At 44.9% G+C, this 12,307-nt stretch carries 5 protein-coding genes; 4 read left to right on the forward strand and 1 reads right to left on the reverse strand.

Features of this window, described 5'->3' with window-relative positions; translation table 11 throughout:
* The first annotated feature begins 212 nt into the window (after window positions 1–212).
* Window positions 213–3,644: an autotransporter assembly complex protein TamA gene (locus BLR43_RS03540; RefSeq protein WP_071003494.1), complete on the forward strand. Its 3,432-nt coding sequence runs from the start codon at window positions 213–215 to the stop codon at window positions 3,642–3,644.
* 100 nt (window positions 3,645–3,744) lie between these two features.
* A complete protein-coding gene (locus BLR43_RS03545) occupies window positions 3,745–8,739 on the forward strand; it encodes a translocation/assembly module TamB domain-containing protein (RefSeq protein ID WP_093068878.1) in 4,995 nt (1,664 codons plus the stop codon).
* 133 nt (window positions 8,740–8,872) lie between these two features.
* Here the strand turns inward: BLR43_RS03545 and hemP are convergent, their stop codons facing one another.
* Window positions 8,873–9,031, reverse strand: coding sequence for a hemin uptake protein HemP (gene hemP / locus BLR43_RS03550; RefSeq protein WP_379542873.1), 159 nt, complete (start codon window positions 9,029–9,031; stop codon window positions 8,873–8,875).
* A 328-nt stretch (window positions 9,032–9,359) separates the two neighbouring features.
* Between hemP and BLR43_RS03555 the strand changes: the two genes are divergently transcribed.
* Both BLR43_RS03555 and BLR43_RS03560 read left to right on the forward strand, forming a co-directional pair.
* On the forward strand, window positions 9,360–10,472 hold the full coding sequence (locus BLR43_RS03555) for an NUDIX domain-containing protein (RefSeq protein ID WP_071003496.1): 1,113 nt from the start codon (window positions 9,360–9,362) through the stop codon (window positions 10,470–10,472).
* Between the two features lie 433 nt (window positions 10,473–10,905).
* Complete coding sequence (locus BLR43_RS03560; RefSeq protein WP_071003497.1) at window positions 10,906–12,090, forward strand: lipocalin family protein; 1,185 nt, start codon at window positions 10,906–10,908, stop codon at window positions 12,088–12,090.
* Window positions 12,091–12,307 lie beyond the last annotated feature (217 nt).

The raw sequence follows: 12,307 nt of genomic DNA on the forward strand, positions 1-12,307 counted from the left end.
GACGGTAAAGGTGAAGGCTTGCTATCAATCAAGACTGTTTGTATGGTGTCACCCATCGAGTGCTGAATAATATGCACCAGAGACTTCCATCATGACAAGCAACGTAGTAAACCATTAATTTCAGCCCACTGCTATAAGTTTATTCACCGGTCAGACTTGGCGATAATCAATCGTTAATAATAGTATGCCGCGTGAAGGGATAGGACGTAAACATGACCCAGCCGCCTTCAACTCGAGCACGCAACATATTAATGAGGCAGCGTGACAGCGTGAGTATTCAGAACGATATCAGCATCCAAAGCACTCATGTCGGTACTCCCCGTATTCATTTTAAGCGCTCAGCGCTCTGTACCGCGCTAGCTACTAGTCTAGTTAGTGTCGCACCTGCGGCATTGGCTGAGACAATCAACACAAATATCACCAATGCATCGACCAGTAATCAAGTCGCTAAGACTCAATCAGCTAACAATCAAACAGCCAATAATACATCAGGCGCACTATCAGACGATGATACCCAGCTCGATGCTGCCCTAGATGCACTACGTCTAAAAAAAGCAGTGGAGCAAGGCATTATTGATCAGTCGGTCTTGGACGACTATAGCGAACAAACACTAGGTATCAAAAAATCAGGCGCTAACTCGTCATCTTCTCAGAATGACAGTGCCCGAAATAATAATCACAATAGTGGCCTGCAAGATTCAAATCGTTTCGACGAGGATATGTACGTAGAAGGCATGCAGGCAGATCTATCTAATGATGATTTGTTGCAGCAAGCAACAGCGATACAGCAGCAAGGCTATCAGATGATGACGCCTGAGCAGATTGATCGTGAGCTGGCGGCGCTCGATTTACAAAACACCCAAGATATCGACAGCATTAACAACGACAGTGCCTTTGATGCGCCAATTGCCACATTGAACGACACAGCGCCGCCCATCGGCTTAGATGTTGACTTAGATGCGACCAACTTGCCTATGCCTAGCAATCTTGACACACTGGGTAGAAGTGAGGCCGCAGCAGAACAGGCAGCCACAGCTGAAATTATGTCACGTCCCATTAACGTGAGTGACTCTGTCAGCAGTGGCAATGTCAATGCGGCAAATGGCATTAATGATGAGATAATAGCAGGTAATAGCGATATAACTGATGGCGGTAACATGCCCTCAGATGTGATTGATCCTGAAGACTACCTACCGGATTATCAGAATGATACTCAGGCCGTCAATCAAAGCATCGAGCAAGCTGACCAGTCAAAACCACTTGCACGTAATAAAAGCAACATTGTCAAGCGTCTCTATAATCGCTTTTTCAATGGTGGTGTGATGGCGTTACCAAGTGTGGAGACCACAGTTTATATACAACAAGCTGGCGCCGAAGATACGGCAAATGGTCAACCAAAACTCATCAAAGCTGACGACGATATTCAGCCAATGAAGAATATTAAAGCGGCCCTTGATGATACGACAGTACAGTCGGTCATTGATTTTACCGCAGCGCTACCACGTTTGCGTCAAACGGCATTGGATGCTGCCAAAGCAGTGGGTTACTATGATGTGACTCTCAGCCTGCGTCAGCCTACGCGTGATACGATCAATGTGGTGATCGAAGAGCTGGGCGAGCCTGTTATTGTAGACAGCCGTATCGTTGATATCCGCGGTGAGGGCGGTGAGCAAGCAGAGTTTGTCGCGCTTGAAAAAGAATTACCGCCGCAAGAAGGGGATATTTTTAACCACCGTGTCTACAAGAGTAGTAAAGCGGCGCTTGAGTCTTTGAGTAATACCTATGGGTATTTTGATCAGTATTGGTTAAACAAATCTGTCGATATTATCTTACCAGACAACAAAGCGGACATGTCTTTGGTCTACAACACAGGCGACCGCTACGAGTTTGATGATGTTGTTTTCTTTACCTATGACAAAGAAACCAACACGCTGACACAAGACCCTGACAAACTCCCAGTAGAATTGTCGTTATTGCAGCAGTTGTATGAGTTTGCGCCGGGTGACCCATTCTATCGTCCATCAGTGACAAAGTTTAGTAATGACTTATCAGCGACTCGCTATTTCAACGCTGTCAACGTTGAATCGATATTACCGCCAGATGACCGGAGTGAGGCCAGTACATTGGCATTTGATAATGCACCTACCAATAGCAATGCTATATTGGATGAGGATGTTGATAAGGATGGCATCTCAGATATGACTGGAGATAATGCTACTCTAGCAGCATCCAATAATCGTTTGGCTAGTACAGAAGATACGGGTAGTAGTACTGGCGTAGAGCGTGAAAGTGCGCTTAGCAATGGTAGTGGCGAGACGGTCAATGAAGCTGATATTGCTGCTATCGAGTTTGAGGTTGATGAAGAAACGCTTGATAAGCTACAAGCGGTTAAGCAAAAAGCAGAGCGTCTAAGCCGCCTGCCGGATGACCGCGTGCTGGATGAAAAAGACCAAGAAGCGGATAACTTATTAGGCAAAATCAGTGACTCTATCAGTAATGTGGCCCAAAAAATATTCCCTGATGATGCAGACTTCACCGTTGATGAGGATTTCGTACCGCCAACGCTCGCAGGACGTAAAACACCGCAAGACGTTGCCACAAGCAAAAAAGTACCGTTGTATGTCTTTGTATACGCTGATAAGCCGCGTGATGCTCAGGTTGGTTTGGGTTACGGTACTGACACAGGCGTGCGAGCAACCGCCAAGATCGATTATAATTTGCTTAACCGTCAGGGCTATCAAGCAGGCGCAGAAACCGAAGTGTCCAGAATCAGCAAAAACGTCGCTGTCTATGCGAGCCGCCCTTGGAATCATCCACTCAATGATAAATTAGATGGGCGTCTTACTTATGAAGAAGAAGTCATTGACCAAGGCAAAGGTAACTTTGATTTATCTACCACCACTTTAAAAGCGGCTTTGGCACGTAATATTCGCCGTGATAGTGGTTGGAATCGTAGCTACTCTATGCGTTATCGTTTAGATGAGCTAGAGACTGGCGTTGACGGCGCTGCGCGGGATGATTTACCTATCCGCTTTACCTCGTCAAACCCCAAGCAGCAAGCATTGCTGTTTGGCTATGGTATGAATAAAACCGACACGGATAGTGCGACCAATCCAACGCGTGGTATGCGTCAGTATTATTCGATTGAAGCAGGTGCTGACAAAGCGCTGAGTGATACTGATTTGGCCATCGTGCGTGCTGGTGTTAGCGGTATTTATAGCTTTGGCGATGACAAAAAACATCAAGTGCTTGGTAGTTTGAATGGTGGTTATATTTGGGCAGATGATTTTTATGATGTGCCTTATAAATTGCGCTTTTTCGCAGGTGGTGACCAAAGCATCCGTGGCTATGACTACGAGAGCTTATCGCCACTAAACGATAAAGGCTATCTGACAGGCGGGCAAGTACTAGCGGTTGGTAGTGCAGAGTATAACTATGAGTTCAAACCGGGCTTTCGTGGCGCATTCTTTACCGATGTTGGTAATGCGTACGACAAAGACTTTGATGCTGAAACCAAAGTTGGCGTCGGCGTCGGTGTGCGCTGGGCCTCTCCTGTTGGGATGGTGCGTGTCGATGTCGCCGCAGGGGTGACAGAAGACAATATTCCTGTGCGATTACATTTCTTTATTGGCTCGCCATTGTAAAAGCTTACTTCCTACATATGAACACAGATCGCTTGAACCGTTTTATTCATTACTTATCGTACCGATTGCTGGTCATCACTTTTTAACGTAGTTGAGTGTCATGCAGACAAAAAATACCCCGCCTAACAATGCACCAGATGAAGACCCAGCACAGCGCGATGCTCGTGCCGTTAGGCGCTGGTATCCGCTATCATTTTTACTCAAGCTGCTGGTGCTGGTCATTATCGTACTAGCGATTATGTTTGCGATATTTTTTTATGCTGCAGGCACGGACTCTGGCACCAAGTTTATTTTAGAAAAAATCAGTGCTGAGACGGGTATCGGTTTCAAATATGGGCGCGGTAATTTGCGTGATGGTATTTGGGTGACAGATATCGATATTGAAGCCACTGAAGATCTTGAGATTTTGGTGGACAAAGCCTATGTCAAAATAGGTTGGCGTGCGGTATTTGCAAAAGAAGTACATCTAAGCGATGCTGACATTCAAACCATCGAGATCCTCAATAAAAAACCACCGACTGGTGAACCGTTTGATTATAAGACGCTAAAGCTACCAGTCAATCTACGTTTTGATCACGCAAAAATCAATAAAATTATTTATAAGCAAGTGACCAAAGAGCCTATTGTTATCAACAATACTACGGCTCGCGATCTGACATGGGTTGGCAGCACTGTGACGGTCGGTCGCGGCAGCTTGCAATATGCTGATATTGTAAAAGTCAGTGCCTTACAAGGTGAGGCAGATTTACAAGGCGACTACCCACTGGATCTGAGCGCGATTGTAGAGGTGAGTGCACTTGAAAAAGCTTATATCGATCCATTGAATATTACGGCAACTGGTACGCTAAAACGTACGGTTGGGCAGGTGCGTAGTCGCTATAACGACAGCGACGTTAGCGGCGATTTTGTGGTTCAAGGCCTAGATGCAGGCGCACCGTTTCAGGCAAAACTGAAGTGGGATGATATTTTGGTGCCTTATGCAGATGACCAAAATATTCATCTAAAAAGCGGTATGGCGACTGCATCAGGGGTTATCTCTGAGATACAACTGCGCATCAACACAGAATTGACTGCCAAAGACATTCCATCCGGTCATTATCAAGGGCGCGGCGTCATTGCAGACAGTCAATTGCGTATTGATCGCTTAGAAGCCGACGTTCCCTCTGGACGTTTGCTGCTTCAGGGCATCTTAGGCTGGAAAGAGAGCTTTAATGCGACAGTGCGTGCAGCTGGTAGTAACTTTGACATTCGACGTGCGATTCCTGATGAGTATGCTGATTTTAAAGCGTATGCTCCGCAAACGCTCAATGGTAGATTATCGTTACGCTATCAGCAGCAAAACAGTACAGGTAATACAGAGATTGATGTAGACCTACGTCAGCGTGACGGCGAATATGTCAATGCCAACCTAGTGCGCGGCAAGACGTCTGCTAAATCTCAACACACAGCGCCTTGGTATATTGATGCAAGATGGCAAAACTTGACCCGCCGTGATGTGCCTAACATAGGCAATATTGATAGTCCTCGCGGTCAAGCAGATGTCATCGTTCGTGGTTCAAACCTATCCGTCGATGCCAATGCCATTATCAATGAACTCAATGCTGCACCTAAAGGCAACTATGACGTGCGCTTGCGTAAAGCAGGTGACGTTATTGATATCAATCGACTCAATTATGATGGCATCGTAGGCGACCTATCAGGAACTGGGCAGATTCGGCTAGCAAATAAAAACCGCCCACTGACGTGGAAAATCGATGCAGTGACCAAAGGTTTATTGCCTAAAGAGTACCGTAGTGACTTACCACTTGAGCGTCTAAGAGGGCGTGTGAGTGCTCGTGGTCGCCTGTTAAATATCACCAAAAACGGCGTTAGTGGTCAGCGCCATGTGATTACTGTCAATAATACCGACTTACAGGCACAGCTTGATGCCACGCAAAACGGTCGCGCAATCGGTATAACAGGTAGCGGTGATGCCAGTGTCGATATCGTGGGTGGTGAGTTGTCCGTATTTGATGCACGTTTTGATGGTCAGATCGATACAGCGGATGTACCAAAAGGTCGTCTATCAATCGACGCAGCGGGTACGCCAAAATTAATTAGTATCCGTAAATTGAATTATGATGGTGAAGCTGGTGCGGTGAATGCCAAAGGTGTCATTGACTTGCGTCGTAATATTGGCTGGACGGTCGATGGACGTTTCGATCAGTTTAATTTAGGGTATTTTTTGCCAAATAATTCAGCAATCATCACAGGTGACTTAAAAACCAGTGGCGAGTGGCAGGCTGCGCCTAAAAACAGCCCAAATACCGCAGGTAAATTACAGCGTTTTGCTGTGAATTTCGATGGGGTTTTGGATGCCGAGCAGTTACCAGCAGGTAAGCTGAATATTAACGCGAGCGGCGATAGTCAGCTGATCCGTATCAACCGTCTGCGGCATGTGGGCGCGGCAGGTAGTATTGATGCCAAAGGAGAGGTTGATGTGCGTCAAGGCATTGCATGGGACATTAGTGCCGTGATGGATCGCTTCAATATCGGATATTTCTTAAAGGATACACCAAGCCGTATCACGGGTAACATCGATACGGATGGACGTTGGGGCGATACGCAGCAGACCGTCAATATCAGACAAATCAATCTGAGTGGTATGCTAAAAGGCCAGCCGCTCAGTGCCAAAGGCAGCTTGGCTGCAAAACTGCGCTTGCCAAAAGACTTAGCCAGCTATTTTAAGCGTCTACAAACACAAGATGCCCAAGCACAGTATAAGCAAGTGAATGCCTTGGTAGACAGTTTGAATGCTGACAACTTGATACTACGCTGGGGTGACAACTATGTGACTGCTAATGGCAATGCCAAACAGCTACAGACCAAAATCAATATCACAAGCCTAGATCAACTGTCAGATAAGCTTGCTGGCAAAGTCACTGGTGGAGCGACTTTGTCTCAACCCACTGGTCAGGCTTTACCGACGATCTATATCGACTTGGTCGGTGAACGGATTGCACTACCGGGCTTTATTTTGCGTCAAGGTCGTATACGTGGCAAGCTGGTTAATCTAGCCAATAGTCCAAGCCAGCTTATCGTCAGCGCTGAAGGTCTGGATGCTGCGGGACAAAGCTTCGATAGTGTAAAAGCCTCCTTTAATGGGACTGAGCAATCTCATATCGTTGATCTAAATGTAGCCAATCAGCAGCTTGATGTTGGCGCTAGGCTTAAAGGTGGGTTTGATCGCGACAAGCTTCGTTGGTCAGGAGTCATCGGTAAAGGCCGCGTTAAATCCAGATACGCTACCTTAAATCAATTACAGCCAGCACAGCTGATTGTGAATTTGCCCAATAATCAAAATGGCAATAATACAGATCTCAAAGTACAGTTGGCTGCACATTGTTGGCAAGCCACGGACCAAACGGGCAAGCTATGCTTACGCAAGAACTTAGTGGCTTCTCCAGCCAGTGGTGAAGTCGATGTGGCATTGCAGAATTTAGATACGTCATTATTTTCAGTATTTTTACCAAAGGATATTGATTGGCACGGCAAGATTAATGGTAAAGCCATTGTCGGTTGGCAACGTGGTCGTCCGCCAACTATTAACACGACACTCTATTCAGACAATGGCAAAATCGGCTTGATTCAAGACGGGGATAGCACGCCTGTGACACTGCCTTATAAGCGTGTTTCACTAATCGCCTTGTCGGTGCCAGAAGGTATCAAGCTGCGTACCGACATCAATACGGGTCGCGGTGCTCGCGGTTATGCTGAAGTCGTTGTTGATCCTTACAAAACACCGAAACCCATCTCTGGTGCACTCGTGTTAAATGAGCTTGATTTGGCGATATTTAAGCCTTTCTTCCCAGGTATGAGAGTACTAAAAGGCAACGTTACAATGGCAGGAGGACTGGGCGGTACGCTAGATAAGCCGCAGTTCTATGGTGATGTGAAACTCTCTGATGGTCGCATCGCCATGTTAGACTTGCCAGTGAACCTGACCAATGTCAACACACAGGCCAAAATTCGCGGTACGCAGGCGACCATTGATGGTACGTTCAAAAGCGGTACAGGAACAGGCACACTGACAGGCACGGTCAATTGGCAGCAAAAGCTACAAGCCAAATTGAGTATTGTTGGTGAAAGGCTCGTGATTACGCAGCCGCCACTGCTCGTGGCCGAGATCAATCCTGATATCGACATCATCGTACGCCCAACGGATCGCTATGTGGATATTAAAGGCGCTATCAGCGTGCCAACCGCTACCATTCGTCCACCAGAGGCCAGCGAAGACATTGTGACTCAATCAGAAGATGTGGTAGTGCTGGATCGGCGTTTGATCGGCAACATCGATGAGGTATTGGCAATATCAAAACCTTGGTCTATCAATGCTGATATCGGTGTTGATTTGGGTGATGACATCAATTTCCGTGGTTTTGGTGCCGTTATTCCATTGGCTGGTGCGATTAACATCAACCAAAATGGCACGGGCATCATGCGTGCCAAAGGCGTGGTTCAAGTATCACGTCGTACCAATATCAATGCTTTTGGTCAAAGCCTAGAGCTAAATTATGGTCAAGTACGCTTTAATGGCGATGTCATGAAGCCCAACTTGAGTATTGAAGCGGCAAAAACCATTGATGGTAAAACAGTGGGTCTGCGTGTGAAAGGTACGACTGAAAGTCCAAATATCATCGTCTTTAATAATGCAGGATTGACCCAGCAGCAAGCGATGAATGCGCTGGTGACAGGACGAATCAATAATAAGAGCGCCACTCAAATCAGTGAGCAAGGGTTTAAATCACAAGTGACCAATAACCTAGCCGCTGCTGGATTAAGCTTTGGTCTGAGTGGTACGCGCAGTCTGACCAATCAAATCGGACAGGCCTTTGGTTTACAGAGCTTGACGGTGGATGCCTCAGGTAGTAGTGAAGATACCAATGTCAATGTCACCGGTTACGTGACCCCTGACTTGTATATCCGCTACGGCGTAGGTGTTTTCAATGCGCAAAACAGTCTGTCTGTTCGCTATCAATTGACTCGTCGTATTTACGTAGAAGCCAGCTCGGCTGCTGAAAATGCGGTAGACGTGGTCTATAGTTGGCAATTCTAACGCTCTTACTTGACCGAGTGGGTATCTGATCAGTGGTATGGATTGAGACGGATTCTTATAATTATTGCTTTACAAAAAAAACGCCTCGTAATGAAGGCGTTTTTTTTGTAAAAAATGTAGTCTACTCATACAGTTATTTGGTCAGAATCAACCGATTGTTACGAGTCAAACGTAGTCGATACTCTTCGCCTTGATGCTCGATACGTACTTCTTTGGTCAGGGCAAATAGATGCTGCGACTGTAGCGTTGGCAGACGGTTTTCACGGCAGTTTAGATAACGAGAGATAACCATACTCATGGTAAATTCCTTTTGATAAGAAGTGGCTTAATAAATTAGCTATGTTCTAATGAACCTTAACGATAATCATTATCATTTAGATTGAATGAATTTGCAAGGTAATTGATAAAATAAAATGCAGTTATTGTGTAAATTTATCTAAGGCTACTGTCCCAAAGTGAGAATAGGGGGCTTTCTCCTTGTAGAAACACAGAATTTATAAGATGTATAAAAACGATAGGGACCATAAAGACAGTCGCCACGTTGTTACAGCTGCCAAGTTATATACGCAGAATCAGGCGATTAAAAAGTCATAATGAAGAGAGAAGTGAAAGGTAGAGTTATGCCAAATGAGATGAGTGGCCAATCAAAAACGAAAAACATCACCATCGTCAATGTTGCAGTTGCCGTTATTTATTATAAAACCAAGTTTTTGCTTGGATTCCGAGATGCAGCTCAGCATCAAGGCAATCGCTATGAATTTGTAGGCGGCAAAATAGAGGCTGATGAGTCAGCAGAGCAGGCATTGATTCGGGAGGTTGCTGAAGAAACAGGGATCGATATTCATCAAAATATGATGGTGAAGCTTGGGCGTTTGCATCACGACTATGGTGACAAGCAGGTGAGCTTGCAGGTTTATCAGGTTGAACTGACCGCACAGCAGTATGAACAGCACAAGCATTGTGAGTATGGATTAGAAGGCCAAGCAATGACGTGGGTTGAAAAATCTAAGCTACTAGCAGGAGCGTATCATTTGCCCGCTGCCAATAGCACTATTTTAGAATGGCTAAAGCTTCCTACAAAAATAGCGATTACGTATCCACTTGCGCATTTTTCTGCCCAGCCAAATTCAGCAGCAGCATGGGTGCACTATCATCAAGACAATCTGCCACCAGCCGCTTGGGTGTACATCCGCTTAAAAGAGACGGAGGCGGCATACATTGCTGAGCAGCTACTGGATGTGCGTCTAGATATTCTAGCGATTTTGCCATACGACAATGACTGTCAGCGCTCCAAGACGACAATTACAGAGGCAATGATAGAGGCAAAAACGACTGGTTCGATTGTCGCTAGACACCTGACGCATTCGGTATTAATGGCATGGTTCAATGGTACTCAAGATATTACAGAGTCTGAGCAATTGGCCGACATCTCGAGTGAGCATCCACTAATAGTCAGCTGTCATGATATTGCCAGCATTCGTGCCGCTAATAAACTTGCGAGTATGCGCATACAGCAGCAGTTGTCGCCAGTGATTGGCGCTTTTTTGTCTCCTGTACTTACAACTCAGACGCATCCTGAGACGGTGCCACTTGGCTGGGAGGCGTGGTCGGCTTTGGCACAGTTAGCTGACATGCCAGTCATTGGTCTGGGCGGCTTGGTACCTAGTATGATAGATCAAGCATTGGCGCACGGCGGTGTCAGTGTCGCAGGCATTCGTCAGTTCCACGAATAAAAAACTAGAAAATGAGTGCTCATTAAGCAGTAATATCATTCACTTGACTATGTTTGCTTATTAAGATAGGTAAGTATAAATAACTGATTTTTAAGTTATTTATCTAGTCGGTAACTATGTGATTATGATGTGTGTGTACTAACGCATAAACCCATCGTTACTTACAAACCGTTGCGTTTTCATACATTGCACTACTGTTTTAATAGTCCAGCTGCCCTTAATATATATTCCATATCTACAACGCATTAATTCTAATTTTTATCAGTGAACTAACTATTAACGCATTTACCAAAATTTATAATAAAAAAGAGCGTTTGTAGCAGTAGAGTTTGGGTCGATAATTAACTCTGAAACTCAGGATCATTATAAAATCAACTCAAATAAATGATGCAGATAAAGTATTTTAACAGTCACTATTAATAACGGTATCCCTATGAAAACCAATAAGTTATCTGAGTCAGCATGGACTGACTCACAGGCAGCTGGTTCTCAATCTCAGGAGACTATACAGTCAAACAGCTATAACAATAGTCGTCATGCGCAACAAACAATAAATGCCAGTAATGATGCAAACTATAGCCATAAAAAACTGAGCAATGAAAACCTGAACAGCGAATATTCGCACCATCTGGCAGAAGCTATGCCTTCACAAGACAGCTATTTTGGATACAAAAGCGCCGACAAAAGCCTTACTAAGGTCAAAGAGTCCGCTATGAGTAACAGTCAACATCTGAAAAATAGTGATAAAGAACAATTCAACATTGCTAATGGATATAAGCGATCAGCAACATTGAATAAAGACGAGCCGCTAATCTCTGAGCTTGCAGATGACCAAGCAAGTAATTTGCAAGACAGCACCAAGCAAATCCTTGATACTTCATCAACCGCTATCAACTCGTCATACAAAGACATACCGGAGCGTATATTTATGAATGGACTTATCAAGCATACAGGCATTGCGTTAGCGATCATCATACCGCTAGCGGCATTTTCAGCCTATGCTGCAACGCCGCCCATTAATATGGCTACTACCAGTAATATGCAAGATAATGTGATGAGCGAGAAGATTACGACCGATATGCTATCAGTTAAGCCAAGCGATATTATCTATAAGCCTGCAAGCATACCAACGACAGTGGATAGTGTCGATCTCAATGAATACGCTGGGACATGGTATGAGATTGGACGTCTACCGATGTATTTCCAGCGTAAATGTGCAGGCGATGTCACGGCAAACTATACGCAAAAGACCGATGGGTCAGGCATCATCGTCACTAACAAATGCGTGAGCGAGGATGGTTCAGGTATTACGGCCGAAGGTTTGGCTAAGCCAGTCGATGAAAATGGTAGCAAACTAAAAGTGACGTTTTTACCGAAGTGGATTCGCTGGATCCCAGTCGGCCGTGCTGATTATTGGGTACTAGCACGTGATGCAGATTATAAAACTGCGCTAGTAGGGACACCTGATAAAAAATACTTATGGCTCCTAGCACGGTCGCCGAATATCAGTCAAGAAACGTATACTAAATATCGTCAGGTTGCTCAGCAGCAAGGATATGATTTGAAAGAGTTTACATTGACGTCGCAGAGCAATCAAACAGTGAATCTAGCACCATAATAGATATAATGAAAATTATTGGTTCAATTAATTAAGTGCTATGGCAATTATCATGTAAATGACGTCCTAATAAGGCAGCATATATGGCTGCCTTTATTTTTATCCTTATTTATATATGAGTCTGTATATGACGATAAAACCTATTATGCACACTAGCTAATCGGTTATTACTGGCAAAATGAGGCATTTTAGGCTAAAATCTAGGCGATTTGAATAC

Origin of the sequence: Psychrobacter pacificensis, assembly GCF_900101915.1 — a bacterium.
Lineage (GTDB): Bacteria > Pseudomonadota > Gammaproteobacteria > Pseudomonadales > Moraxellaceae > Psychrobacter > Psychrobacter pacificensis.